Below are 26,263 nucleotides of genomic sequence, written 5' to 3'. Positions count from 1 at the left end.
CGCGCGGAATTCGTTCTTCCGCCATTCCCGGGCGCGCGAAGCGCGAGCCCGGAATGACGAGAGGAGGGACCGCCTACCCAATCATATCCGGATTGATCAGCCGCTCGAACGAGAACATCTCGTCCCATTTTTCCTGCGTCAGCAGCTTGCGCTCGACCACGACGATCTGGTGCAGCGACTTGCCGCTCTTGTAGCCCTCGCGCGCGATCTCGGCGCATTGCTTGTAGCCGAGCAGCGGCTTCAGCACCGTGACGATGCCGAGCGAATTCAGCACCATGTTGCGGGTGTGCTCCTCGTTGGCGGTGATGCCGACGATGCAATTCTCGCGCAGGCTGTTGACGGCGCGCTCCATGGTGCGGATCGAGAAGAACAGCGCGAACGAGATCACCGGCTCCATCACGTTGAGCTGGAGCTGGCCGGCGCTGGCCGCGAGCGTGACGGTGGTATCGAGACCAATGACGAGGAAGCTGGTCTGGTTGACCACTTCGGGGATCACCGGATTGACCTTGCCAGGCATGATCGAGGAGCCCGGCTGAAGCTGCGGCAGGTTGATCTCGTTGAAGCCGGCGCGCGGTCCGGAGGCGAGCAGGCGGATGTCGTTGCAGATCTTCGTGAGTTTGCTCGCGGTGCGCTTCAGCACGCCGGAGAGCTGCACATAGGCGCCGGTATCCGACGTCGCCTCGACGAGATCGCCGGCGAGAATGAAGTCGACGCCGGTCAGCGCACTCAGATGCCGGACCGCGAGCTTGGGATAGCCGACGGCAGCCGTCACCGACGTGCCGATCGCGGTGGCGCCGAGATTGATCTCGCGCAGCAGCGCGCGCGCTTCCGAGATGCGGTCCACTTCCTCGCCGATCGTGGTGCCCCAGCCGCGGAATTCGGCGCCGAGCGACATCGGCACCGCGTCCTGGAGATGCGTGCGACCCATCTTCAGCACGCGCTCGAACTCGCGCCCCTTGGCGAAGAAGGCCTCCTGGAGCTGGCGCAGCGCCGTCATGTAGCTCTCAAGCCGTAGGATCAGCGCCAGCCGAAACGCGGTCGGATAGGTGTCGTTGGTGGACTGGCCGTAATTGACGTGGTCGTTGGGGCTGACGTGCTGGTAGTCGCCCTTGTTGAAGCCGAGCGATTCCAGCGCGAGATTGGCGATCACCTCATTGGCGTTCATGTTGGTCGAGGTACCGGCGCCGCCCTGGATGAAGTCGGTGACGAACTGATCCATCATGTCGCCGGCGATGACGCGGTCGCAGCCGAGGATAATCGCGTCCGCAACCTTGGCATCGACAGCGCCGAGGTCGCGGTTCGCCATGGCAGCGGCCTTCTTGACGTAACCGAGCGCCTTCACGAAGTAAGGCTCCTGGTTCATCGGAATGCCGGTGATGTGGAAGTTCTCCTTCCCGCGGATGGTCTGGACGCCGTAGTAGATGTCGTCGGCGATTTCACGCTGTCCGAGGAAATCCTGCTCCGTACGGCTCATGGGCGCTCCTTCAAGAGTTGCTCGCGGCGCCATCAGTTCTGGCACAGCGCGTTGGTCACGAAAGTATCGGTGCGGCAGTCGTCCGGCTTGCGCTGCCGTCCAGGAATCAAAACCTTGGCCGAGCATTTCTCGGCTGAGTCGGCGTTCAGGCTCTTGCCTTCCTTGTAGCCCTTGCTCTGGCAGAGCTGGTCGGCGGCCTGCTTGCAATCGGGCGCGCCGTTGGAGGAGATCGGGCAGGCCATGCGACCCGACACCATGGTCGACGGCCTCGCCAGCCGCGACAAATCATTCATGGTTTCGCTGGGGCTTTTGATCGGCGGCAGGATCGAGGGCAGCTTGTCGAACAGCTTGCCCATCTCGTTGAACAGCCCGGGATTGTCCTCGCGCGCCGGCGCCGAGGGAGCTGGCGTCGACGGTGGCGGCGCGGCCTGGGGCCCCTGCTCCTGGAGGCCGAGCGACGGCGGCGCGGATTGCGGCCAACCGGTCCCGCCGGCAGCGAGCAGGAGCAGCAGCACCGCTGACATCAGCGTCCCGAGCCGCACCGCCGGATTGCCGGATCGAACCATCATGACGGCAACCGTAACCGAAGCTGGCGTGGCGGCAAAGCGCTGTGGACCCAAATCCTAGATCAGCTTAATCGCGACGACGAAGCCGAGCACCAGCACCAGCGCGCCGAGTGCGACCCACAATCCGAGACGCTCCTCAAGCTTCTGCCGGATCCAGTCGCCGTAGCGGTTGAGCAGGATCGCCACGATGAAGAAGCGGCCGCCGCGCGCAATAATCGAGCACAGGATGAACAGGCCGAGATTGTAGCCGGCAAAGCCCGAGGTGATGGTGACGAGCTTGTAGGGGATCGGGGTCAGGCCCTTGAGCAGGATGATGACCGCCCCCCACTCGGCATAGGAGGCGCGGAAGGCGTCGACCTTGTCGCCGAGGCCATAGACCTGGATCAGCCAGTGGCCGACCGAGTCGAACAGCAGCGCGCCGATGGCGTAGCCGAGCAGGCCGCCGACTACCGACGTCACCGTGCAGACCGCCGCATAGACCCAGGCGCGCTGCGGGCGCGCCAGCGACATCGGGATCAGCATCACGTCCGGGGGAACGGGAAAGAAGGAGCTTTCGGCGAAAGCCACGGCACCCATGATCCAGAGCGCGTAGGGCTTGTGGGCGGCGTCGATGCACCAGTCGTAGATACGTTTCAGCATGGCGCCGCGATGAAGCACCATGGGACGGATTTGTCCATCGTGAGTTTTGTGACGATCCGGTGGCGCCTAGTGCCGCTTGCGCGCCGCGCGGCCCTCGAGCGCGACAATAGGCCGCCGACTGGAGATGCTTGGTGAGGCAACTTTGGGCAGCTTCATCGGCGATTTCGGCAGCTTCTCGGCGATGCCCAGCATGTCCTCGCGCCGCGACATCTCGCGCCAGACGTCTTCGGGGCGTACGCCCGCCGATGCCCAGAGCACGGTGAGATTGTAGAGCAGGTCGGCGCTTTCGCGGATGACGGCCTGGCTGTCGCCATTGACCGCGTCGATCGCGACCTCGATGGCCTCTTCGGCGAGCTTCTTCGCCATTTTAGACGGGCCGCGCTGATACAGCCGCGCGGTGCGCGACGTCTCTGGATCAAGGTCCCTGGCCGCGAGCACAGCCAGATATAGCCGCTCAAGCGAATCACTCATGGTACTGAAACTACTCTAAACCAATGGCGAGCGCGTTAACGCCCGGCAGCAAAAGCAAAAACAGGCCGCCGCGGCAAGCGCGACGGCCTGTTGTGGTCAATCCTCCGTCACCGAAGCTAGTAGCAGTTTGTATAGTAGCCCTGGCCGCAGAGCTCGGACGGGGCGGTGCCGCCGTAGCGCTGATACTGATAGTTCGGACCCGGACCGTAATAGGGGCCGTTGCCGTAGTAGGCGGGGCCACTGTAATAGGCGGGACCGCCATAATACGGACCGTCATCATAGGCGTAGGCATTGCGGGTCGCGGCGATCGCAAGGCCGGTGCCGACGATACCGGCAATGGCCGCGCCGGCGAAGGCCGCGCCGCCGCCGCCATGCCAGTGGCGGCCGCCTGCGAACGATGCGGTGGGAGCGACGGTGGTCAGCGCCAGCACCGCGGCGGTGGCGAGAGCGGCCTTGCGGCCGGCAAATTTCGAAAACCGGTCAAACATGTCGTGGACCCTCCTTGGGACCTCCAATGGCGCCTTGAGACAGGCTCATGTCTCTCAAACACCCGCATCCCATGTTGGGTTCCCCAATCCCAACACAAGCTGAACGGGGTTGCGTGATCGTGACGCAACCGCCGCTCATCCGCCGTTCATGTTGGGTCGCGATGCACGCGAGCCGGCACGGGACCTGGGCGCGGCGGGCGAGACCTCAACTGAAGAAAACCACAAGCTTCCGCTGTATCTCGCCGACCATCCCTGCTTAGAATGTCACCCTCGCCGTCTTACGGCTTGCCCGGGTTAGTGCCTGTTTCATGTCGATTTTTCGCCTCTATACCCGCGTTCTCGAACTGCTCGGCAAAGAGGCGCGGCTGGGCTGGCTCCTGGCATTCGCGAATCTCCTGCTGGCGGGCTCGCAATTTGCCGAACCGGTGCTGTTCGGTCGGATCGTCGACGTGCTATCGGGCAAGACGGTGGCCGGATCGAACTCGGCCTGGCCGTTCCTGGGCGCCTGGGTCGCGTTTGGGCTGTTTACAATCGGTTGTAGCGCGCTGGTCGCGCTGCAAGCCGACCGGCTCTCGCACCGCCAGCGCCAGGCGGTGCTGACCGGCTATTTCGAGCACATCCTGCAACTGCCGCTGACCTTCCACTCCGGCACCCATTCGGGCCGGCTGATGAAGGTGATGCTCAACGGCACGGACGCGCTGTGGCGGCTGTGGCTCGGCTTCTTCCGCGAGCACTTTGCCGCGATCCTCTCGGTCGTGGTGCTGCTGCCGCTGTCGCTCTATCTGAACTGGCGGCTGGCGATCCTCCTGTTCGTGCTCTGCATCGTCTTCACCGTGCTGACCACCTTCGTCGTGCGCAGGACCTTCGGCATGCAGATGGCGGTCGAGGAGCAATATAGCGAGCTCTCGGCGCGCGCCTCCGATGCGCTCGGCAACGTCGCGCTGGTGCAGAGCTTTGTCCGCATCGAATCCGAGGTGCAGGGCCTGCGCTCCGTCGCCGATCAATTGCTCGCCGCGCAAATGCCGGTCTTGTCCTGGTGGGCGCTCGTCACCGTGATCACGCGCGCCTCCACCACCATCACGGTGCTCGCGATCTTCACCCTCGGCATCGCGCTGCACGACCAGGGGCTGACCTCGGTCGGCGAGATCGTGATGTTCGTGAGCTTTGCGACGCTGCTGATCCAGAAGCTCGAGCAGGTCGTGAGCTTCATCAACAGCGTGTTCATGGAAGCGCCGCGGCTCCGCGAGTTCTTCAACGTGCTCGATGCCGTGCCGGCGGTGCACGACCGGCCAGATGCGATCGATGCCGGCCGGCTCTCCGGCCTCGTCGAGTTCAATGACGTCACCTTCTCCTATGACGGCAAGCGGCCGGCGATCGAGGATCTCTCCTTCACCGCGCTGCCCGGCCAGACCATCGCGCTGGTCGGCCCGACCGGTGCCGGCAAGTCGACCGCGATCGCGCTGCTGCATCGCGCCTTCGATCCGCAATCCGGCTTCATCAGGATCGACGGCATGGACGTGCGCGGCATCACGCTGACCTCGCTGCGCCGAAACATCGGCGTGGTGTTCCAGGAGGCGCTGCTGTTCAACCGCTCGATTGCGGAAAACCTGCGTGTCGGCAAGCCGGATGCGACCGAAGCCGAGATGCGCAAGGCCTGCGAGCGCGCCCAGGCGCTCGACTTCATCGAGCGCAGCGGCGGCTTCGAGACCAATGCCGGCGAGCGCGGCCGCATGCTCTCCGGCGGCGAGCGGCAACGGCTGTCGATCGCGCGCGCGCTCCTCAAGGATCCGCCGATCCTGATCCTCGACGAGGCGACCAGCGCGCTCGACGCCCTCACCGAGGCCAAGGTGAATGCCGCTCTCGATGAAGTGATGAAGGGCCGCACCACTTTCGTGATCGCCCATCGCCTCTCAACCATCCGCAACGCGACGCGGATCCTGGTGTTCGAGAACGGGCGGGTGATCGAAAGCGGAACTTTCGATGAACTCGTGGCCAAAGGCGGCCATTTTGCCGAGCTCGCCAAGGCCCAGTTCATGGTGCAGGAACAGGCACACGCGAAGGCACGGGCCAGCGTGACCGCAGCAGAGGCTGCCGCGACTGCCGCCAAGTCCACTTAGCAAGTCCCCGTAGCAGCGTCGAAATTCAGCCTATTTCATTGCGGAATACCCGGCCGAAACCCCTATTCTCGACGCACGAGCCGGTATAGGTTTGCGACGCCGCAAGCGGCGGCGCTGGATTCAGAACCGAACATCAGATCACGAGAGCCGACCCATCACCGGCAGCTCTCCAAGGACCGGAATCGGATAGTGCACGCTTTTCGCCCGCTGCTTCGCAAATCCCTGTTCAAACTGTTCGCTGCGACAATCGCGATCGGTGTGCTGCTCGCACCGCGCATCGCGAGCGCCGAAGCGCTGCTTTTGATCGAGGCCGAGAGCGGCAAGGTGTTGCAGGCGGATAACGCGACCATCCCCTGGTATCCGGCGTCCGTCACCAAGATCATGACCGCCTATGTGACGCTGAAGGCGGTCAAGGACGGCAAGATCACGCTCGACACGCTGCTCACCGTATCGCCGACCGCGGCCTCGCAATCGCCGTCGAAGATGGGGTTCCGTCCGGGAACACAGCTGACCGTCGACAACGCGCTCAAGATGATGCTGGTCAAGTCGGCGAACGACATGGCCGTGGTGCTCGCCGAAGGCGTCGGCGGCTCGATCGACGGCTTCTCGGTAATGATGAACGACACCGCGAAGAAGCTCGGCATGACGCAGACGAGCTACGTCAATCCCAACGGCCTGCCCGCCGACGGCCAGATCACCTCGGCGCGCGACCTCGGCATTCTCGCGCGCTCGTTCCTGCGCGACCTGCCGGAATACGAATATTTCGTGCACATCCCGGCGATCCGCTTCGGCAAGCGCGTCACCGGCAATTTCAACAAGCTGATCGGCCGCTATCCCGGCGCCGACGGTTTCAAGACCGGCTTCATCTGCGCCTCCGGCTACAATCTCGTCGCGTCGGCCACGCGCAACGGACGCCGGCTGATCGCGGTGGTGCTCGGCGCCAATTCCGGCACCGCGCGCGCGGTGAAGGCGGCGCAGTTGCTCGAGCGCGGCTTCTCGCAGGATGGCCTGTCCTGGCTGCGTCCCTCGCTCGGCACCGTCGAGAACCTCGTGCCGGTCGACGCCTCGCCGCCGAACCTGCGCGAGGAGATGTGCGGCGGCCACCGCAAGCGGCCGGCCAGCGACGATGACGACGCGCTGATCGCGACCAACAGCGGCGGCACCAGCGGATCGGCCTCCGCCACAGGCGGGGAAGCCCAGGTGACCTTCTTCACCGCAGGGCTTCAGCCGCCTTTGATGAAGGCCTCCGAGCTGATGGCCTCGGCGCCTGCGGCCGCAGAGCCCGTGCTTGTCTATACCGGCCCGACCCGCACCGGCCCCGCCCTGATCGCCGCGGTCTCGGCCGATGCCGACCAGCAGGCCACGCCGAAGCCGCGTGGCAAGAAGTCGCGCGTCGCCAAGAAGCCCGACGCCGGTAGCGACGCCAAGACAGACGCCAAGACAGATGGCAAGACGGCAGCGGCAAAACCTGATGCCGCCAAGCCTGACGCCAAAACTGCTGCGACGAGCGATGCCAAGAGCGCAGCAAAGCCGGCCGGGACCAAGCATGCCGCGGCCAAGCCCGATGCGGCCGTCAAGCCCGCGGACAAGCCTGCTGCGGCAAGCGGCGATCAGGCGGCCAAGCCGGCCAAGCCCAAAGCTGCGACGAAGCCCGCGCCAAAGCCCGTGCCAAACAACAGCTAGGTTAACGCCGCAAGCCCGTGACGGCGCGTTCTCCTTCGCACCTGCGGCAGCGGGATTTGCGACGATTCCAGTAGCCACTCCCCGGCCTTTGTCCTAAGCCTCGACCGCTTGCCACAAGTTCCGGCAGGCTCGATACTGCCGGCAATGAGGCAAGCCCGAGACACAACGGGCTCTTGTGAGAGAGGGGAGTTTCCATGGAGCGCATCTGGCTCAAGCAATATCCGCCCGGCGTGCCTGCTGATATCGAGCCGACGCAATACGCATCGCTGGTCGACCTCTTGGAGGAGAGCTTCACCAAGTTCGCCGACCGCAAGGCGTTCATCTGCATGGACAAGTCGATCAGCTATCGCGACCTCGACCAGATGTCGCTGGCGCTCGGCGCTTATCTGCAAGGACGCGGGCTCCAGCGCGGCGCGCGCGTCGCGATCATGATGCCGAACGTGCTGCAATATCCGGTCGCCACCGCCGCGGTGCTGCGCGCGGGCTTCGCCGTCGTCAACGTCAACCCGCTCTACACGCCGCGCGAGCTCGAGCACCAACTCAAGGATTCCGGCGCCGAATGCGTCGTCGTGCTGGAGAACTTTGCCCACACCGTCGAGCAGGTGATCGCCAAGACGCCGGTCAAGCACGTCATCGTCGCCAGCATGGGCGATCTGCTCGGCTTCAAGGGCGTGATCGTCAACCTCGTCGTCCGCCGCGTCAAGAAGATGGTGCCGGCCTATTCGCTGCCCGGCGCGGTGTCTTTCAACGACGCGCTCTCGGCCGGCCGGAGCCTGAGCTTCAACAAGCCAAAACTCTCGCCCGGCGACGTCGCCTTCCTGCAATATACCGGCGGCACCACCGGCGTCTCCAAGGGGGCGACCCTGCTCCACCGCAACATCGTCGCCAATGTGTTGCAGAACGATGCCTGGCTCCAGCCGGCGATGGCCGCGCCTCCGCATGTCGATCAGCTCATGATCGTCTGCGCGCTGCCGCTCTACCACATCTTCGCGCTGACGGCCTGCTACCTGCTCGCGGTGCGCGCCGGCGGTTGCAATCTGCTGATCCCAAATCCGCGCGACATCGCGGGCTTCATCAAGGAGCTCGCAAAGTATCAGGTCAACAGCTTCCCGGCCGTCAACACGCTCTACAACGGCCTGATGCACCATCCCGACTTCAAGAATCTCGACTTCTCCAGGCTGAAGATCTCCAACGGAGGCGGCATGGCGGTGCAGCGCCCGGTCGCCGAGCAGTGGAAGGCGATCACGGGATGCTCGATCGCGGAGGGCTACGGCCTGTCGGAGACCGCGCCGACGCTGACCTGCAACACCGCGACCAACGCGGAGTTCAACGGCACCATCGGTGTCCCCGTGCCCTCGACGTGGATCTCGATCCGCGACGATGACGGCAACGAGGTGCCGCTCGGCCAGCCCGGCGAGATCTGCGCCAAGGGCCCGCAGGTGATGTCGGGTTACTGGAACAGGCCGGAGGAGACCGCCAAGGTGATGACAGCGGACGGCTACTTCCGCACCGGCGACATCGGCGTGATGGACGAGAACGGCTACACCAAGATCGTCGATCGCAAGAAGGACATGATCCTGGTCTCCGGCTTCAACGTCTATCCCAACGAGATCGAGGAAGTGATCGCGAGCCATCCGGGCGTGCTCGAATGCGCCGTGATCGGCATCCCCGATTCCAAGTCGGGCGAGGCGGTGAAGGCGTTCGTGGTGAAGAAGGATCCGAACCTCACCGCGGAGGACGTGATCAAGTTCTGCCAGGGGCAGCTCACCGGCTACAAGGTGCCGAAGCACATCGAATTCCGCACCGACCTGCCGAAGACCAATGTCGGCAAGATTTTGCGCCGGCAGCTGCGCGACGAGAAGAAGGCCGAAGCGGCGTAAGGCCTGCCTTGCCGCAGCCCGAAGCGGCGCGCTCGCGCGCTCCTTCGTCATTGCGAGCGTAGCGAAGCAATCCAGGCCGCCTCCGCGGATCGACTCTGGATTGCTTCGTCGCAAGAGCTCCTCGCAATGACGAGAAAATCGGCAATCCTGCCCATCACACCGCGGTGAAGCCGTTTCCCTCGGCCGGGAAAATGCTCTAGAACTTCGCCCACCCCTTTCCACGGAGACTGACGATGGCGATCCAGACTGGCGAGAAGCTGCCCGAGGCGAAATTCCGCGTGATGACGGCGGAAGGCCCGCAGGTGAAGACCACCGACGATATCTTCAAGGGCAAGAAGGTGGCCCTGTTCGCCGTGCCCGGCGCCTACACCGGCACCTGCCACAAGATGCATCTGCCGAGCATCTTCCTCAACGCCTATGCCATCAAGGACAAGGGCGTCGACAGCATCGCCATCGTCTCCGTCAACGACGCCTTCGTCATGAACGCCTGGAAGCGCGACACCGACCAGCGCGACGAGGCCGTCTTCCTCGCCGACGGCAATGCCGACTTCACCAAGGCGATCGGCATGGAGCTGGATGCCTCCGCCAACGGGCTCGGCATCCGCTCCAAGCGCTACTCGATGCTGGTCGAGGACGGCGTGGTCAAGAAGCTGAACCTCGAGGCGATGCCCGGCAAGGTCGAGGTGTCCGGCGGCGATACGCTGCTGGGGCAGCTGTAAGCCTGTCACTGGACTCAGCCACACCCTTGGTGTCGTCCCGGCGAAGGCCGGGACCCATAACCCCGGGGTAGAGTTGTAGCGCGAGATAGTAACCACGAGTCTTCGCCAAACTCGATCCTGTGGTTATGGATCCCGGCCTTCGCCGGGATGACGATGGAGAGTGGGCGCGATGCGCCCTCTCTACTCCCCCACCCGCGTCTGCGTCCGCGCCTTCACGACCCCATCCCGCGCAAGCTGATCGGCTCGCTCATTCTCGGGATGACCGGCATGGCCCCTGACCCAGTGCCAGCGGACCTCGTGCTGCTTCAGCGCCGCGTCGAGGCGCTGCCATAGCTCGACATTCTTCACCGGCTTCTTGTCGGCGGTGCGCCAGCCATTGCGCTTCCAGCCGTGGATCCAGCCGGTGATGCCCTGCCGGACATACTGGCTGTCGGTGTAAAGGTCGACCACGCACGGCTTCTTCAGTGCTTCGAGCGCCGAGATCGCCGCCATCAACTCCATCTGGTTGTTGGTGGTGTGACGTTCGCCGCCGTTCAGCTCCTTTTCCTTGTCGCCGAACTTCAGGATCGCGCCCCAGCCGCCGGGCCCGGGATTTCCCGAGCACGCGCCATCCGTGTAGATCGTGACATTGGGGAGCTCGCTCACGCGACCAGTCCTGACGGCATCAGCCCGTAATCGCGCGCGCTCGAAACGCTCTGGTGGAAGCGCAGCTTGCGAAAATATTCCAGCGGATCCTTCGGCTTGACCAGCGCACCGGGCGGCACGTTGAGCCAGTCGACCAGCCGTGTCAGCAGGAAGCGGATCGCGGCGCCGCGCGCCAGCAGCGGCAGCGCGGCTTCTTCGGCTTCACTGAGCTTGCGCACGCGGCCGTAAGCATTGAGGAAGGCGCGCGCCTTGGTGACGTTGAACGAATGATCCGGCTCGAAACACCAGGCGTTGAGGCAGATCGCGACGTCATAGGCGAACATATCGTTGCAGGCGAAGGTGAAGTCGATGATCCCCGACAGCTTGTCGCCGAGGAAGAAGACGTTGTCGTTGAAGAGGTCGGCGTGGATCACGCCTTCCGGCAGATGCGTCGGCCAGATGCCGCTCTCGAGATCATCGAGCTCGGCTGCAAGGAACGCGCGCAGCCCCGGCTGGACCTCGTCGGCGCGGTTCGCCGCAGCACCGAACAGCGGCCGCCAACCGGAGACCGAGAGCGCGTTGGCACGCCGAACCGCAAAATTGGCGCCGGCCAGATGCATCCGGGCCAGTCCCTCGCCGACACCGGCGCAATGGGTCGCGTTCGGCTTGCGCGGCCAGATACCTTCGAGAAAGGTGATGATCGCGGCAGGCCGGCCCGACAGCTCGCGCAACGCCTCGCCGTCTTTCGCCTTCACCGGCAGCGGGCAGCTGACGCCGTGCTCGGCGAGATGAGTCATCAATCCGAGGAAGAACGGCAAATCGTTCTTCGCCACGCGCTTCTCGTAGAGCGTGAGGATGAACGAGCCTTTGCTCGTATGCAGCAGGAAGTTCGAGTTCTCGACGCCCTCGGCGATGCCCTTGTAGGAGAGCAATTCGCCGAGATCGTATTGCTGTAGGAATTCCGCAAGCTCGTCGGCGGCAACGTCGGTGTAGACCGCCATAAAGGTCTACTCGGCAGCAGCTTCGGGGCGCACCGAGCGCGGCAGCGGGAAGAACTCGTTCTCTTCCGCGGCCGAGACCGTCTCCACATGCAGCGTGTAGCGCTCGGCGAAGGCGTCCATGATCTCCTCGACGATCACCTCCGGCGCTGATGCGCCCGCGGTGATGCCGAGGCTCGCGATGTTGCCGAACCTGCTCCAGTCGATGTCGGCGGCGCGCTGCGCCAGCACGGCGACCTTGCAGCCCTCGCGCTCGGCGACCTCGCGCAGGCGCTGCGAGTTCGACGAATTGGGGGCCCCGACAACGATAAGCGCATCGACCACCGGCGCCACCTTCTTCACCGCGAGCTGGCGGTTGGTGGTGGCGTAGCAGATGTCTTCCTTGTGCGGGCCGTTGATGTTCGGGAAACGCTCCTTCAGCAGCGCCACGATCTCCGCGGTGTCGTCGATCGACAGCGTGGTCTGGGTCACGAAGGCGAGGTTGTTCGGATCCTTCGGCGCGATGGTCTTGGCGTCCTCGGCGGTCTCGATCAGTGTGACCGCGCCAACCGGAAGCTGGCCGAGCGTGCCGACCACTTCGGGATGATGCGAATGGCCGATCAGGAAGATCTCGCGGCCGCGCTTGAAGTGGATCGCGGCCTCGCGGTGGACCTTGGTCACCAGCGGGCAGGTCGCATCCAGCGAAAACAGGTTGCGGGACTGGGCGTCGGCCGGAACCGATTTCGGCACGCCATGGGCCGAGAACACCACCGGTGCGGTGGTATTTTCCGGGATTTCGGCCAGTTCCTCGACGAAAATGGCGCCCTTCTTCTTCAACCCGTCGACGACATATTTGTTGTGCACAATCTCGTGGCGAACATAGACGGGGGCGCCATACTTATCGAGCGCCCGTTCCACGGTGTCGATCGCCCGGACCACCCCTGCGCAGAAGCCACGGGGAGAACAAAGCACGATCTTGAGGTCTGGTTTGGCTGACATTGGGCGATCTCGGGACCGAATCACCTCGCCAAATGGCGGGAAGCGGTCGATGGATGGAGTAGGCTTAAGCTTCAAGGCCTACAGCGACTTCAGAGGGAATTGGGCCCCCTTTCGGGCGCTGTCAAGGCACTATCTATAGCAGAACCATTGCGTGGCCACCCCCTCAGGGCTTATATAGCGCGAATTCCCAGTCATCGCTGATGACCACCGGCTTCGCCTCCAAAAGGGGTGGGCGAAGCACAAAGGAGATTTGCCATGAGCAACGCACCGCTGATGCCCAAGGCGACCGCCGTCTGGCTGCTCGACAACACCGCGCTGACCTTCGACCAGGTCGCCGATTTCACCAAGATGCACCCCCTCGAGGTGCGCGCGATCGCCGATGGTGATGCCGCCCAGGGCATCAAGGGCTCGGACCCGATTTCGAACGGCCAGCTAACCCGCGAGGAGATCGAGAAGGGCGAGAAGAACCAGGACTACCGGCTCCGTCTCCAGGAGAGCAAGGTCGTGCTGCCGCCCCAGCCCAAGCGCAAGGGCCCGCGCTACACCCCGGTGTCGCGCCGTCACGAGCGCCCGAGTGCCATCCTCTGGCTGTTGCGCAATCACGCCGAGCTCAAGGATGCCCAGATCATGCGCCTGGTCGGCACCACCAAGAGCACGATTGCCAGCGTGCGCGACCGCACCCACTGGAACACGTCCCAGCTGACGCCGATCGATCCGGTGACGCTCGGTCTCTGCGCGCAGATGGAGCTCGATTTCGAGGTGGCGCGCGCGGCCAAGGAAAAGCCGATCGACGCAGCCTATGGCGGCGCGACACTGCTGCCGGCCTCCGAGACCACCAAGAAGGACGAGTACGAGCCGGCGGAGAAGTCCAGCGACGACCTCAACGTCGACGCCGTGTTCGCCAAGCTCAAGACGCTCGGCGGCAAGAAGCAGGAGGAAGAGGAGGAGTAATCCTCGCTCTTCGTTTTGCGATCGAATGCAAGCGCGGCGGGGCAACCTGCCGCGTTTTTGTTTTCCGAACAATCGTAGCCTGGATGGAGCGCAGCTGCATCCGGGCAACGGACTTTGGCGACGGCTTACGGCCGCTCCGGATGATTCAGCATGTATTCGCCGAGATCGCGCTGGCGGCTGTCGGCGCGGGAGATCGCGGCGTTGCGTTGGACGTCGCGGTCCTTGCGGCAAGCCACGTATTCCGGCGAGCCAGCCGCGTAACCGCGGCTCAGGCACACCGCGTTGTCGTCATCACCGCCCATCGCCACCGGCGTCTGGTAACGCGCCGAGCAGGCGGAGAGCGCGATGGCGAACAGGACTGCTGCAAGCAGGCGTGGCGCGGTGGTGAGCGGCATCAAGGGTCCTCGGTTGGGCCGGCCCTGTTTAGCGCGGAATGAGGAAAATGTAAGTCCGCAGGGCTCGCCTCACACCCTCCCCTTCAACGCCTCGCCGATCTCGTCCAGCACCTTGGGGTCCTCGATCGTCGCCGGCATGGTCCAGGCTTCGCCGTCGGCGATCTTCTTGATGGTACCGCGCAGGATCTTCCCTGAGCGCGTTTTGGGCAGGCGGCCGACGGTGATGGCGAGCTTGAACGCAGCGACGGGCCCGAGCCGGTCGCGGACCAGCGCGATGATCTCCTTCTCTATCTCGGCGGGCGGGCGCTTCACGCCGGCCTTGAGCACGAGGAAGCCGCAGGGCACCTCGCCCTTGATCGCGTCCTTGATGCCGAGCACGGCGCATTCGGCGACATCGGGATGCGAGGCCAGGATCTCCTCCATGCCGCCGGTGGAGAGACGATGGCCGGCGACATTGATGATGTCGTCGGTGCGGCCCATCACGAAGACATAGCCGTCCTCGTCCTTGTAGCCGGCATCCGAGGTCTTGTAGTAGCCGGGGAATTCGCTGAGATAGGCTTCCCTGAAGCGCGCATCCTGATTCCACAGCGTCGGCAGGCAGCCCGGCGGCATCGGCAGTTTTATCACTATCGAGCCCATGGTGTTCGCGGGCACTGGCTTCGCTGCCTCATCCACAACGTCGACCTGGTAGCCCGGCATCGGCACCGTCGGAGAGCCGTGCTTCACCGGCAGCATTCCCAGGCCAACCGGATTGCCGGCGATGCACCAGCCGGTCTCGGTCTGCCACCAATGATCGATCACCGGCACCTTCAACTGCTGCTCCGCCCACTCCACCGTCGGCGGATCGGCGCGCTCGCCGGCGAGGAACAACGTGCGGAATTTGGAGAGATCGTATTGCCGGATGAACTTGCCTTCCGGATCCTCCTTCCTGATCGCGCGGAACGCCGTCGGCGCTGTGAACAAGGCGACCGCCTTGTGCTCGCTGATCACGCGCCAGAACGCACCGGCGTCGGGTGTGCCGACCGGCTTGCCCTCATACATGATCGAGATCGCGCCATGCAGCAGCGGGCCGTAGATGATGTAGCTGTGGCCGACCACCCAGCCGATGTCGGAGCCGCACCACCAGACCTCGCCCGGCTTGACGCCATAGAGGTTGAACATCGACCATTTCACCGCAACCAGATGGCCGCCATTGTCGCGCACCACGCCCTTGGGGATGCCGGTCGTGCCTGAGGTGTAGAGGATGTAGAGCGGGTCCGTTGCGGCAACCGGCACGCATGCGGCCTTCTTGCCGTCGTTCATCGCCTTGCGGCGCAGGCTCGCCCAATCGTAGTCGCGGCCGGGCGTGAGGTCGCAGACGAGCTGCGGACGTTGCAGCACGATGCAGGCCTTCGGCTTGGCATTCGCGAGCCTGATCGCCTCGTCGAGCAGCGGCTTGTATTGCACGATGCGACCGGGCTCGATGCCGCAGCTCGCGGAGAGAATGAGTTTTGGCTGCGCATCGTCGATGCGGGTGGCGAGCTCCTTCGCCGCAAAGCCGCCGAACACCACCGAATGCACCGCACCGATGCGCGCACAGGCGAGCATCGCGACCACGGCCTCCGGCACCATCGGCATATAGAGGATGACGCGGTCGCCCTTGGCGACGCCGAAATCCTGCATGATGGCGGCGAGCGCCTGTACTTCGGCGAGCAGCTCGGCATAAGTGAATTTCGTGACCGAATTGGTCAGCGGCGAATCATGGATCAGCGCCACCTGGCCGGCGCGACCGCGTTCGACATGGCGGTCGAGCGCGTTGTAGCAGGTGTTGACGACGCCGCCGGTAAACCAGCGGCCGTAAACGCCCTGTCTGGGATCGAAGACCATCTTTGGCGGCTCGAACCAGTCGATCTCCTTGGCCGCCTCGGCCCAGAAGCCCGCGGGATCGGCCAGCGAGCGCGCATGGACCTCGTGATAATGGCTCTTCCCCTGGACATTCATTTCCCGCGCTCCCATTCCCTTGATTGGCCAGATCAAGTGCCGGCCTCGTTTGGGCGCTATTTTCCCGGGAACGGGCCGCGGTTCAAGCTGAAAAGGATGCTGTAGTTCCCCCTCTCCCCGCCTGCGGGGAGAGGGGGAAGTACGCGACTAATACCCGTCCACTCCGTTCAGCTTCTGCAGCCTGTCCTGCATCGCCTTCTTCAGATCGTAGCCGGGACGCCCAAATCCCGCATTCCTGCGTGCAACAAAATCGTCCTGCTCACGCTGGAGCGCTTTCGCCTCGCTTGCGTTGCCCGCTTCGCGCAGCACGCGCGCGTTGGCGGCGTAGACCTCGCGGTCGAGATCGGCGAGCTCGCGGTTGGCGCAGATCGCCTTCTCGACCGGACGGCGCGCGCTCGCGCAATTGAAGCTGGGCTTGCCGGCGACCGCCATCTGCGCGCCGATGCGCTCGAGTTCGCGCGAGAGCGCCTTGTGATTGGCCTTGGCCTTCTCGTGGTTCGGATCGATCCGGAGCGCCGCGCCGAAATCCTGCACCGCCTTGGGCCGGTCGCCCTTCTTCAGCCAGAGCTCGCCGCGCGTGTTGAAGAGGTCGGCGAGCGAGGGATCGAGCAAAAGAGCGCGGCTGTCATCGGCAATGGCGCGGTCGACCTGATCGTGCCGCGCATAGAGCGCGCCGCGCGCGATCAGCGCCTTGATCAAATCGGGCCTGGCGGTCTTCTCATTGTCGATGACCGCGGCACAGGCCGAACCTGCCTTGTCCATATCATCGGCAGCCGCAGCAGCGAGGCACGACGCGATATCGACCTGCGCCGGTTCGCCGCCGGTCGCCGCATCGGCCGCACCGGGCAACAGCGCTGAGAGCGCCGCGGCAACTGAGAATTGAATGAGATTACGAAAACGCATGCTTGTTGCAGCCGGAAGTTCTTGCCTTGGAGCCACACTATCCATCATACGGCCGGATTGATGCTAGCTTGTGGCGTCGCTCAAATCTGTGTTCAGGGATCGTCGTGTCGACATTCGAATGGATCATCGCGCTCCTGCTCGGCGCCGTTGCCTTATCGGCGCTGGCGCGGCGGATCAAGGTCCCCTACCCGACCTTTCTCGCGATCGGCGGCGCACTGATCGCTTTCGTGCCGAACAGCCCGTCCTGGACGCTGGAGCCGGACCTGGCGCTGGCGCTTTTTGTCGCACCGGTGCTGCTTGACGCCGCCTTCGACACCTCACTGCGCGACTTGCGCAACAACTGGGTTCCAGTCTCGACGCTGGTGGTGGCCGCGGTCGGGCTGACCACAATCGGCGTCGCCTCTGTCGCGCACCGGCTGTTCCCGGACATGCCCTGGGCCGCGGCGGTGGCGCTCGGTGCGATCGTGGCACCGCCGGATGCAGCGGCCGCGGTCGCGATCCTGAGCCAGGTGAAGCTGCCCTACCGCATGGTCAAGGTGTTGGAGGGCGAGAGCCTGCTCAACGATGCGAGCGCGCTTCTGATCTATCGCATCGCGGTCGGCGCCGTCGTCATGGAGCACCTCAAATGGAGTGAGGTCGCGCCGACGATTGCGCTCGGGCTGGTCGGCAGCGTATTGGGCGGACTGCTCGCCGCACGCATCGTCCCGCCCATCTTGGAGCGCGTGAGAGAAGTGCCGAGCGCGATCATCGTGCAATTCGCCACCACCTTCATGATCTGGATCGCCGCCGAGCATCTCGGCCTCTCCGGCATCCTCACCATCGTCGTCTACGCCATCACCATCGCGCGCACGGCGGGGGAGCGCATGCCAGCGCGACTGCGCGTGCCGTCCTATGCCGTGTGGGAGACGACGGTGTTCGTGCTCAACGTGCTCGCCTTCATGCTGATCGGCATGCAGATGCGGCCGATCTGGACGCGCCTGGACGCGGATGTGCGCTGGGAATATTGCGTGGCGGCGGCCTGGATCCTGCTGACCGTGATCCTGGTACGGATGGCCTGGATCACGTTCTACCGTACCACGCTGCGCGTGCTGATCGCGCAGGACCTCTATCACCCCAAGGACCCGAAGCAGGTGGCTTCGCCGACGGGCGGCCTCATCATCTCCTGGTGCGGCATGCGCGGCCTGGTGACGCTCGCCACCGCCTTCGCGCTGCCGGAACACTTTCCCTATCGCGACTTCATCGTCTTCATCGCCTTTGCGGTGGTACTGGGCTCGCTGGTGATCCAGGGCCTGACGCTGCGGCCATTGATCCTGGCATTCGGCCTCAAGGCCGACGATCCCGTCGGCATCGAGGTCGCGCGCGCCCGCGCGATCGCTTATCGCGCCGGGCTCGATGCGATCGAGGACGATCCGTCGGAGGAAGCCGAAATCCTGCGGCTCGAATATCGCGCCATCCTGATGCAGGCCGACGACAATCCGCACGGTGGCATCGCCAACGGCGAATTGCCCGCCGATCCGCTGCGCCGCCGCGCCATCGCGGCCGCGCGCAAATCGATCTTCGATCTCCGCGCCACCGAAGTAATCGGCGACGACGCGTTTCACCGGCTGGAGGAGGAGCTCGATCGGGCGGAGCTGAGCGCTGGTGGATAGCTATTGTCGTCCCGGCCTGCGCAGGAACGACAGGTCAAGCTCCCGCCTTGCACGTGATCCCGCCGTCGACCACGAGCTCGATCCCCGTCACATATTTCGACTCGTCCGACGCCAGAAACAGCGCGGCGTTGGCGACGTCCCAGGCCTCGCCCATATGGCCCATCGGCACCTGCGCGTCGCGGGCGCGCCACATCGCTTCGACGTCGCCCTTGGCGTAGCTGGCGGCAAGGCCTGCGGAATGCTCGACCATCGGGGTCTTCATCAGGCCGGGCAGGATCGCATTCACACGGACATGATGGCGCGCAAACTCGATCGCGGTGGTGCGCGTCATCTGGTTCATCGCGGCCTTCGAGGTGCCGTAGGTGACGTAGGAGATGCCCATGTGGCGGATCGAGGCGATCGAGGAGATGTTGATGATCGAGCCGCCGCCCTGCTTCACCATCACGGGAATGACGTGCTTCATGGCAAAATAGGCGCTCTTGAGGTTGACGGAGAAGACGCGGTCCCAGCTCTCCTCGGTCACCTCGACCACGCTGCCCATCTCGGCGATGCCAACATTGTTGTCGAGCACGTCGATACGGCCGTAGGCCTTGAGGCACGCTGCGACCATCGCCTCGATCTCGGCAGCCCGCGAGACGTCGGCGGTGAACGCGGTCGCCTTGCCGCCTTCGCCAGCGATGATCTTCGCGGTCTCCTCGGCAGCGGCACCGTTGCGATCGACGCAAAACACCTGCGCGCCCTCACGCGCAAAGGTCACCGCGGTCGCCTTGCCATTGCCCCAGCCCGGCCCGATCGAGCCGGCGCCCACCACCATCGCAACCTTGCCCTTGAGCCGGTCCATCGCGTTTCTCCCTTATTTCTGCTGTTCGTCGCAGATCTTCATCGTCGTCAAGTTAGCACCGATGGGATGCCCGACAATCTCTGAAAGAGTCCGGCACTGTCCGTCATGGCACAACCGCCATTCTCCCGCCGCGCCGGAATTACCCAGCACCACCTCCGGCATCGGCGCGCGCGCAGGCTTCCACTGAAACCAGCCATCGACCAGCCGCGCCTCCGGCGGCGGCTCCATGCCGGGGCCGGTGCCCTTGACGCGGGCCTGCACCAGTTCGAGGCCGGCCGGGGTGACGCGCCAGTCCTCCTGCCAGTCGACCTTCGCGATCGAATGCGTCCACACCAGCGTGAACGCGGACAAGGCCAGCGCCTTCACGCCGCTGGCTGTTGCGAAGCAGAGGCTCACACCGCCTCGACGGTCGCCGGCGAGCGCTGCCGCCACTGCCACAGCACCAGGCCGGCGGAGAGCACGAAGCCGGCTGTGTCGCTGAACGCGAAGTCGCCGAGCAGGCACATTGCGGCGCCGAGCGCGACCAGGCGCTCGATCAGCGTCAGCCGCGTGAACAGGAAGCCGATCGCCACCATGCCGAACAGCGCGATTGCCACCAGCGCCTTGAAGCTCGCGAGCGCGACCGCGCCGTAGAAGCCGAGTTTTGCCGCCATGGGATCGCCGGCCTGCAGCATCAGTGCCGGCGAATAGACGAAGATGAAGGGAATGACGTAGCCGGCGAGCGCGATGCGCATCGCCTCCCAGCCGATCTTGTCCGGATTCTCCTTGGCGATCGGTGCGGCCGCGAGTGCGGCCAGCGCTACCGGCGGCGAGAGGTCGGCCATGATGCCGTAGTAGAACGCGAACATGTGGCTCGCGATCAGCGGCACCCCTAACTTTGCCAGCGCCGGTGCGGCGAGCGCGGCGGTGATGATGTAGGTCGGAATCGTCGGGATGCCCGTGCCGAGCAGGATCGACAGCAGCATGGTCATGATCAGCGCCAGGAACAGGCTCTTCTCGCCGAGCCCGATCACCCAGCTGCCGAAGATGGTGCCGACGCCGGTCTGCGACATCATGCCGATGATGACGCCGACGATGGCGCAGGCCATGCCGACGGTGATGGCGGACTTCGCGCTTTCGGCAAGCGAGTCGCGGCAGGAGCGCAATGCCGCGAGACCGCCGCGCACGAAGGCCGCGATCAGGATGAGCCCGAAAACGACGCAGGCGACCGGGACGATCTGCAAGCCGTCGTGCGAGAGCGCGGCGACGACGAGTGCGAGGCCGATCCAGAAGACATAGCGAATGACCGTGGTTGGCAGGCCTGCCGTGATGCTCGCGCCTAAAATCAGCGCCACCGTGAGCGCCAGCCCCATGCTGCCGGCATAAAGCGGCGTAAAGCCCTCGAACAGCATGTAGACGAGTGCCGCAAGCGGCAGCACGAGATACCATCCATTCACCAGCGCCTTCCAGGCACTCGGCGTTTCCGAACGCTTCATGCCGGTCAGGCCATGCTTGCCGGCCTCCAGATGCACCATCCAGAACGCGGAGGCGAAGTAGAGGATCGCGGGGATCGCCGCCGCTTTCACGATCTCCGAGTATTGGACGCCAAGCGTTTCCGCCATGATGAAGGCGACCGCGCCCATCACCGGCGGCATGATCTGTCCGCCCATCGAGGCGGTGGCCTCGACGCCGGCGGCAAAGGCGCGGCGATAGCCGAACCGGATCATCAGCGGAATCGTGAACTGGCCGACGGTGACGACGTTGGCGACGCCCGAGCCGGAGATCGTGCCCATCATGCCCGAGGCGAACACCGCGACCTTGGCCGGTCCGCCGCGGGTCCTGCCGAATAACCCAAGAGAAACGTCGGTGAAGAGCTGGATCATGCCGGCGCGCTCGAGGAACGAGCCGAACAGGATGAACAGAAAGATGTAGGTCGCCGAGACGTAGATCGGCACGCCGTAAAAACCTTCGGTGCCGAACGACAAATGCGTGACGATCTGGTCGAAATCATAACCGCGGTGGTTGAGCGGCGACGGCAGATACTGCCCGAAGAACCAGTAGACGAGGCACGCGCCGCACATCAGCGGCAGCGCCGCGCCCATCAGCCGCCGCGTGCCCTCGAAGATCAGCACTGCGAGCAGCGTGCCGACCGCGAGGTCGAGCCTGGTCGGATCGCCGTCGCGCGCGATCAGATCGGCATAGAAGATCCATTGATAGAGCCCGCAGAGGAAACCCGCGCCGCCGATCAGCCAGCCGAGCGCGCGCCCGACATTGCTCTTCGCGGTGAAATTGCCGATCAGGCCGAAGGTGAGGAGAACGAGGAAGCCGACATGGACGCCGCGCACCACCTGGCTCGGCAGGTCGTTGAAGGCGGCGACATAGAGCTGGAAGGTCGCGAACGCGATGCCGGTCCAGTAGGCGAGCGTGCCCCACCAGCCCGGGCCAAAGCCTTCCGGAAAACCGTGCTCGAAATTGTCGAATTCGACCTTGATAGGCTCTGCGGAGCCTTCAGCCTTTTCCAGCATTTCAACTCGTCCCAGTCCAGCGTAACGTCTAATGACATTGGCACGGTGTCACCGCGCCGTCATGCCCGGGCCTGTCCCGGGCATCCACGATCTTCCTCGCCCAATCCAAGAACGTGGACGGCCGGGACACCTGCGCGAAGACGCGCTTCGCGCTTTTGCCCGGCCATGACGTCCGACAGCGAAGGCCGGCCCTTACTTGATCAGCCCTTTTTCCTTGTAATAGCGGATCGCACCAGGATGCAGCGGGATCGGGCTGCCGGAGGCCGCCGTCTCGAGCTTGATCTCCTTGCCGGCCGCGTGCGCGTTGGCGAGTTCGGGCAGCGATTCGTAGACCAGTTTTGTCATTTGATAGGCGAGATCGTCGGAGACGGCGGAGCTCGTCACGAGATAATTGATCACAGCCGCGGTCGACACGTCCTTGTCCTGGCCGGAATAGGTGTTGGCCGGAATGATCGTCGAGATGAAGGGCGGGCCGATCTTGTCGACGGTTTCCTGCGGCACCGCCACGACCGTGATCGCGCTCGAGCTCGAGAGGTCCTTCAACGAGGCCACGCCGAGACCGGCCGATTGCAGCGTCGCGCCGAGCTGGCGGTTCTTCATCAGATCGACGGATTCGGCGAACGGCAGATATTCCACCTTGCCGAGGTCCTTGTAGGTCATGCCGGCCGCGGCCAGGATCGCGCGCGAATTCAGCTCCGTGCCCGACTTCGGCGCGCCGACCGACAGGCTCTTGCCCTTGAGGTCGGCGAGGGTCTTGATGCCGCTTTCGGCGGACGCGACGATCTGGATGTAGTTCGGATAGATCGCGCCGATGGTCCTGAGCTTGTCGAGCTTGGTCTTGAAGCCGGCTTCCTCGTCGCCCTCCCAGGCCGCTTTCAGCGAGTCGCCCAGCGTGAACGCCAGTTCACCGCGGCCCTGCTGGAGCAGGATCAGATTCTCGACCGACGCCTTGGTGGCCTGCACCTGCGTCTTCACGTTCGGAATCTTGTCGCCGTAGATTTTCCCGATCGCAACGCCGAGCGGATAGTAGACGCCGGAGGTGCCGCCGGTCAGCACGTTGATGAAGGATTGCGCATGCGCGCAAGGTGCCGACGCCGCCAGAGCAAGAGCTGCGGCTGCGCCGAAGATCGTCCGTTTCATGGTTGTTATTCTCCCCAAACCGGCGGCGAAATTGGCCGGACGAGGAGAGCGGGTCAACCCATCCAAAAGTCAAAACAGGACTACGGTAAACAGTTGTCCCGGCTCAATTTTTGAGAACCGGCGGGTGCGGCGAGGTGGCGCAGCTAGCTCGTTGGCGCGCCTCGCCGCTACTCGCAAGTCCTCACTGGAACGTCATGTCCAGGCACTTGGAGATGTCGGAGCCGAGGCCGGAGGAGATGGTGATGCAGCCCCGGATCTTCTGCGAGGCCATGTCGGCTGCCCAGACCGAGTAGCCGCCGGGACCGAAGAACGAGTTGGTGTTCGGCGGCTCGGTCTCGGTCGCGTCGAAGTCATAATGGCCGTCGGTCTCGAAGATGCGCGGCTTCTTGGTGCAGCCGCCGTCGGTCTGGACGTTGATGACTTCCTTGTTGTCCCGGGTCAGCGCCAGCGAGACCTGACAGCGGAAATATTCCGAGGTCTTGGTGTTGAAGAGATAGGTGTAGGACCTGCAGGTCGCGGTGTTCAGCTTGCCCGGGGCAAGGCCGCGGCTGCAGGAAATCCGCTGGTTGTGACTGAGCTGGTAATCATCGGCCCGGGCGACCGGCGCCAGGGCCGTCAACGACAACGCAGCGGCCCAGCAAGCTTTAATGACATGGCGCATTCGAATCATCCCTACCAATATCTTTGTCGAGTTGCGTTCTAGACTGAAAGCGGAACATAGTCGCGAGGGGACGAAGGGAAAATCACAAACTGCTGGGCAAGGCGTGATGCGCTGCAATGCGGCTCGCGAATAGCCCTTAACATGCCGTTCGTGATTTGTTCAAGCAGAGTGCCCAATGGCGGGGAGGATGGACGATGGCATATTCAACGAAGACATTCGTACTTGCAGCGGTGCTGGGCGCCTTCGCGGTCCCGGCATGCGCGCAAACCGCGGCGACGCCGTGGGAGCTCAAGCCCGACACGGGCTACGCCTATGACAAGGAAGGCAAGACCTTCTCCTACAAGATGGGCACCAGCAATGCCGGCGAGCTCTTGAAGGGCGCCAAGAAAGTGCCGAAGGGCACGCTGTTCTTCATCGGCCAGAACGGCCAGCTCTACATGCGCAGCGGCCAGTATCTCGAAGGCGACGGCAAGTTCAAGTTCGGGCCGGATCGGTAATCCCTTTTTGTCGTCCCGGGGCGCGCGAAGAGCCGTCGGGTGGGCAAAGGCGCGTCAGCGCCGTGCCCACCATCTACCAGCGCATTCCGATTGAAAGTGGTGGGCACGCTTCGCTTTACCCACCCTACGGCAGCCCTTCAAAACGACGCCGCCAATTCCCTTGCGCCGCCATTGCTGCTGTTGCTGTCCATCCGCGCGTCCGTCACTGCGAGCAGCTTCGCCACCGTGTTGTGGCGGATCGCGACCGGGTTGCGCTCGTAGCCGCCGCGCTGGAAGAAATTCGAGGTCGGTACCTGCTCGCGCATCGCCTGCGGCATGGTCACCATGTCGAGGCCGGTGCCGTCGCCGGTGAGGTTCATCATCTCGAGCTCGGCCGCGGTGAGCGGGCGGGTGTAGCCCTTGGCCCGGGCGAACAGCACCGAGGTCATGAGCTTATGGGTTTGCAGCATCGGACCGATGTCGATGTCGAGCACCATCGCATGCATGGCCCAGCCTTGCGCGGTGTCGCCGATCTTCTCGTGCTCCGACCAGGTGTCCGGCACCGACTTGGCATGCGCCACCATCCGCTTGAGGACGCCGAGCTTGTACTCCAGCGTCTTCCGCGCCGGCCCCGAGGTCTGGGCCACCTTCTCGCTCAGCGCACGGATGAATTCATGGCCCTGCTCGGCCAGCAGCTCGACGCTGTTGGTGGTGAGGAGCTGGTTGTACCCCATCGCGGTCGAGATCGCGCGCCGGCCGCCGTGCTCGATGCCCGCCTGCACGTCGTAATTGCCGGTGCCGCCGGTCTCGAACGAATAGACCCGCACCGCCTGCTCGCGGGTCAGGCCAGAGGCGAGCGCGTAGCGCGCATAGGCGCGCTTGAACTCGACCTCGGTCGCCGGACGCTGCGGCGTGAACTGATAGAGATCCTGCGCCGCGCGCAGGAGATCGGCTGCGACCGGAAGCGGTTTTCGGGCGGGGCGCTCCGGCGTCTCCTCCGGCTCCGGGTTCACCGGCCGTTTCGGCCCGGTATAGACCGGCGGTTGTTCAAGGACGTAATCGTCGAGCGTGATCTGCTGCCCGCTGCGCCGCTTGGCGTTGCGGCCTTTCCGCTTCTCCGAGATCTGGCTCCAATAAGCGCCGGCCTCGGCGTCAAATGCGCCGCGAATGGCCTGATACTCGGCGAGCTTGCGGCGATATTCGAGCACGGCAGGCGACGCGCCGCCCTGCGCAAAAAACTGCGACAGCAACTGGGCGTTGGCATTGCTGACGGAGGGCGGCAGCACGCCGGCGTCGCCGCCGCGCGCGGCAGGCACGAGCAGCATGAGCGCGAATGGAACCAGCGTCAGGGCACGTCGAATCGGGGACTGGTGCATCCCGGCCTCTTAGCAAGCTTCCGGTAACCGGCACGTTAACGCGCCGTTTACCATCTCACGTCCAGGCGAACACCGGCTGTTCCAGCTCGGTCACGCGGGTCTGCCGCCCCGCCAGCACCTCGCGGAACTGGTAGATCAGGGCGGCCGTCGGCGCGTGGATCAGGCTCATGTCGTGATGGAAGCGGATCACGCGGCGTTCGCTTTCGGGGATCGCGACGAAATCGAACGCGTCGCCGCGCTCGATCGTGTCGAGCGCGATGCGATGGACGGAGGCGACCTCCGCCGGGTTCGGCGTGATCGCGGCGCTGCGCGAGGCCCAGACCACCACCGGCGTGATCAGATAGCCCGAGCGGGTCGGATAGTCGTCGAGCTGGCCGAGCACCTCGTTGGTCGAGAGCTTGAGCGCGAGCTCTTCGTCGAGCTCGCGCAGCGCGGCCTCAATCGGCGTCTCGCCGTCATCACAACGTCCGCCCGGCAGCGCCCATTGGCCGCGATGGGCGCGCAAGTGTGAAGCACGCCGGGTGAGCAGGAATGCGGTGTCGTTGCCCTCATCGGATGCGGTCAGCGCCAGCACCACCGCGGCGCGCTTCAGTGCCGACGGCTCGGCCGCGTCGGGCAGCCGCGCGAACGACGCGCAGGCCTCCGCGATATTCCGCCTTGTGGCATCATCGAACGGTCTCATGATGCTTGACTACACCAGGACCGCATCTGATGAAACGAGGAGAGACGTGTTGCAAGGACAGACCGGCA

The 26,263-nt window shown here is 64.5% G+C and carries 25 protein-coding genes; 7 read left to right on the top strand and 18 right to left on the bottom strand.

What is annotated here, in order from left to right; genetic code table 11:
• Positions 1-73: 73 nt before the first annotated feature.
• The 5 genes from IC761_RS04885 to IC761_RS04865 form a co-directional block, all read right to left on the bottom strand.
• Complete coding sequence (locus IC761_RS04885; RefSeq protein ID WP_195802161.1) at positions 74-1,474, bottom strand: aspartate ammonia-lyase; 1,401 nt, start codon at positions 1,472-1,474, stop codon at positions 74-76.
• A 32-nt stretch (positions 1,475-1,506) separates the two neighbouring features.
• Positions 1,507-2,043, bottom strand: coding sequence for a hypothetical protein (locus IC761_RS04880; RefSeq protein WP_195802160.1), 537 nt, complete (start codon positions 2,041-2,043; stop codon positions 1,507-1,509).
• A gap of 54 nt (positions 2,044-2,097) precedes the next feature.
• Complete coding sequence (locus IC761_RS04875) at positions 2,098-2,700, bottom strand: YqaA family protein (RefSeq protein ID WP_195802159.1); 603 nt, start codon at positions 2,698-2,700, stop codon at positions 2,098-2,100.
• Positions 2,701-2,745: 45 nt separating this feature from the next.
• A complete protein-coding gene (gene hisE / locus IC761_RS04870) occupies positions 2,746-3,150 on the bottom strand; it encodes a phosphoribosyl-ATP diphosphatase (protein ID WP_195802158.1) in 405 nt (134 codons plus the stop codon).
• A gap of 116 nt (positions 3,151-3,266) precedes the next feature.
• Positions 3,267-3,638 (bottom strand): hypothetical protein, encoded by a 372-nt coding sequence (locus IC761_RS04865; RefSeq protein ID WP_195802157.1) that lies wholly within the window; start codon positions 3,636-3,638, stop codon positions 3,267-3,269.
• Positions 3,639-3,946: 308 nt separating this feature from the next.
• On the opposite strand from IC761_RS04865, the gene IC761_RS04860 reads away from it, so the two are divergent.
• From IC761_RS04860 to IC761_RS04845, 4 genes are all read left to right on the top strand, one after another.
• Positions 3,947-5,755, top strand: a complete 1,809-nt coding sequence (locus IC761_RS04860; protein ID WP_195802156.1) for a glucan ABC transporter ATP-binding protein/ permease — start codon at positions 3,947-3,949, stop codon at positions 5,753-5,755.
• A 189-nt stretch (positions 5,756-5,944) separates the two neighbouring features.
• A complete protein-coding gene (locus tag IC761_RS04855) occupies positions 5,945-7,438 on the top strand; it encodes a D-alanyl-D-alanine carboxypeptidase family protein (protein WP_195802155.1) in 1,494 nt (497 codons plus the stop codon).
• A 194-nt stretch (positions 7,439-7,632) separates the two neighbouring features.
• The gene (locus IC761_RS04850) at positions 7,633-9,318 is read left to right on the top strand and encodes a long-chain fatty acid--CoA ligase (RefSeq protein ID WP_195802154.1); all 1,686 of its coding nucleotides are present in this window, start codon (positions 7,633-7,635) and stop codon (positions 9,316-9,318) included.
• Positions 9,319-9,551: 233 nt separating this feature from the next.
• Positions 9,552-10,037 carry a peroxiredoxin gene (locus IC761_RS04845; protein WP_195802153.1) on the top strand — a complete coding sequence of 162 codons (486 nt, stop codon included), beginning with the start codon at positions 9,552-9,554 and terminating at the stop codon, positions 10,035-10,037.
• Positions 10,038-10,217: 180 nt separating this feature from the next.
• Here IC761_RS04845 and rnhA read toward each other — a convergent pair whose 3' ends face one another.
• Genes rnhA through ispH form a run of 3 tightly spaced genes read right to left on the bottom strand, consistent with a single transcriptional unit; the run spans position 10,218 to position 12,637 of the window.
• Complete coding sequence (gene rnhA, locus IC761_RS04840) at positions 10,218-10,682, bottom strand: ribonuclease HI (RefSeq protein WP_195802152.1); 465 nt, start codon at positions 10,680-10,682, stop codon at positions 10,218-10,220.
• Positions 10,679-11,662 (bottom strand): homoserine kinase, encoded by a 984-nt coding sequence (locus IC761_RS04835; protein ID WP_195802151.1) that lies wholly within the window; start codon positions 11,660-11,662, stop codon positions 10,679-10,681. The genes rnhA and IC761_RS04835 overlap by 4 nt, the downstream gene beginning before the upstream one ends.
• A 6-nt stretch (positions 11,663-11,668) precedes the next feature.
• Positions 11,669-12,637 (bottom strand): 4-hydroxy-3-methylbut-2-enyl diphosphate reductase, encoded by a 969-nt coding sequence (gene ispH / locus IC761_RS04830; protein ID WP_195802150.1) that lies wholly within the window; start codon positions 12,635-12,637, stop codon positions 11,669-11,671.
• Between the two features lie 255 nt (positions 12,638-12,892).
• On the opposite strand from ispH, the gene IC761_RS04825 reads away from it, so the two are divergent.
• On the top strand, positions 12,893-13,588 hold the full coding sequence (locus IC761_RS04825; protein ID WP_195802149.1) for a DUF1013 domain-containing protein: 696 nt from the start codon (positions 12,893-12,895) through the stop codon (positions 13,586-13,588).
• Between the two features lie 125 nt (positions 13,589-13,713).
• On the opposite strand, the gene IC761_RS04820 is transcribed toward IC761_RS04825, so the two are convergent.
• From IC761_RS04820 to IC761_RS04810, 3 genes are all read right to left on the bottom strand, one after another.
• On the bottom strand, positions 13,714-13,983 hold the full coding sequence (locus IC761_RS04820; protein WP_195802148.1) for a hypothetical protein: 270 nt from the start codon (positions 13,981-13,983) through the stop codon (positions 13,714-13,716).
• A gap of 69 nt (positions 13,984-14,052) precedes the next feature.
• Entirely contained in the window at positions 14,053-15,963 is a 1,911-nt protein-coding gene (locus tag IC761_RS04815) for a propionyl-CoA synthetase (protein ID WP_195802147.1), read from the bottom strand.
• A 147-nt stretch (positions 15,964-16,110) separates the two neighbouring features.
• Complete coding sequence (locus tag IC761_RS04810; RefSeq protein ID WP_195802146.1) at positions 16,111-16,866, bottom strand: hypothetical protein; 756 nt, start codon at positions 16,864-16,866, stop codon at positions 16,111-16,113.
• A gap of 104 nt (positions 16,867-16,970) precedes the next feature.
• On the opposite strand from IC761_RS04810, the gene IC761_RS04805 reads away from it, so the two are divergent.
• Positions 16,971-18,515, top strand: coding sequence for a cation:proton antiporter (locus IC761_RS04805; protein WP_195802145.1), 1,545 nt, complete (start codon positions 16,971-16,973; stop codon positions 18,513-18,515).
• Positions 18,516-18,549: 34 nt separating this feature from the next.
• Here the strand turns inward: IC761_RS04805 and IC761_RS04800 are convergent, their stop codons facing one another.
• The 5 genes from IC761_RS04800 to IC761_RS04780 form a co-directional block, all read right to left on the bottom strand.
• Positions 18,550-19,356, bottom strand: coding sequence for an SDR family NAD(P)-dependent oxidoreductase (locus IC761_RS04800; RefSeq protein WP_195802144.1), 807 nt, complete (start codon positions 19,354-19,356; stop codon positions 18,550-18,552).
• A 12-nt stretch (positions 19,357-19,368) separates the two neighbouring features.
• Positions 19,369-19,788 carry a DUF1850 domain-containing protein gene (locus tag IC761_RS04795; RefSeq protein WP_195802143.1) on the bottom strand — a complete coding sequence of 140 codons (420 nt, stop codon included), beginning with the start codon at positions 19,786-19,788 and terminating at the stop codon, positions 19,369-19,371.
• Positions 19,749-21,860 (bottom strand): TRAP transporter permease, encoded by a 2,112-nt coding sequence (locus IC761_RS04790; RefSeq protein WP_195802142.1) that lies wholly within the window; start codon positions 21,858-21,860, stop codon positions 19,749-19,751. Before IC761_RS04790 ends, IC761_RS04795 begins: the two co-directional genes overlap by 40 nt.
• 192 nt (positions 21,861-22,052) lie before the next feature.
• Entirely contained in the window at positions 22,053-23,000 is a 948-nt protein-coding gene (locus IC761_RS04785) for a TAXI family TRAP transporter solute-binding subunit (RefSeq protein ID WP_195802141.1), read from the bottom strand.
• Positions 23,001-23,181: 181 nt separating this feature from the next.
• Positions 23,182-23,661 carry a hypothetical protein gene (locus IC761_RS04780; protein ID WP_195802140.1) on the bottom strand — a complete coding sequence of 160 codons (480 nt, stop codon included), beginning with the start codon at positions 23,659-23,661 and terminating at the stop codon, positions 23,182-23,184.
• A 194-nt stretch (positions 23,662-23,855) separates the two neighbouring features.
• On the opposite strand from IC761_RS04780, the gene IC761_RS04775 reads away from it, so the two are divergent.
• A complete protein-coding gene (locus tag IC761_RS04775; RefSeq protein ID WP_195802139.1) occupies positions 23,856-24,158 on the top strand; it encodes a hypothetical protein in 303 nt (100 codons plus the stop codon).
• Between the two features lie 137 nt (positions 24,159-24,295).
• On the opposite strand, the gene IC761_RS04770 is transcribed toward IC761_RS04775, so the two are convergent.
• Together IC761_RS04770 and IC761_RS04765 are read right to left on the bottom strand one after the other, a co-directional pair.
• Positions 24,296-25,513 carry a hypothetical protein gene (locus IC761_RS04770; RefSeq protein WP_195802138.1) on the bottom strand — a complete coding sequence of 406 codons (1,218 nt, stop codon included), beginning with the start codon at positions 25,511-25,513 and terminating at the stop codon, positions 24,296-24,298.
• A 55-nt stretch (positions 25,514-25,568) separates the two neighbouring features.
• Positions 25,569-26,195: an NUDIX hydrolase gene (locus IC761_RS04765; protein ID WP_195802137.1), complete on the bottom strand. Its 627-nt coding sequence runs from the start codon at positions 26,193-26,195 to the stop codon at positions 25,569-25,571.
• Between the last annotated feature and the right edge of the window lie 68 nt (positions 26,196-26,263).

Source organism: Bradyrhizobium commune (assembly GCF_015624505.1).
GTDB classification, from domain to species: Bacteria; Pseudomonadota; Alphaproteobacteria; order Rhizobiales; family Xanthobacteraceae; genus Bradyrhizobium; species Bradyrhizobium commune.
The sequence above is the reverse complement of the archived record's forward strand: the minus strand, read 5'-3'. Positions and strand labels throughout refer to the sequence as shown.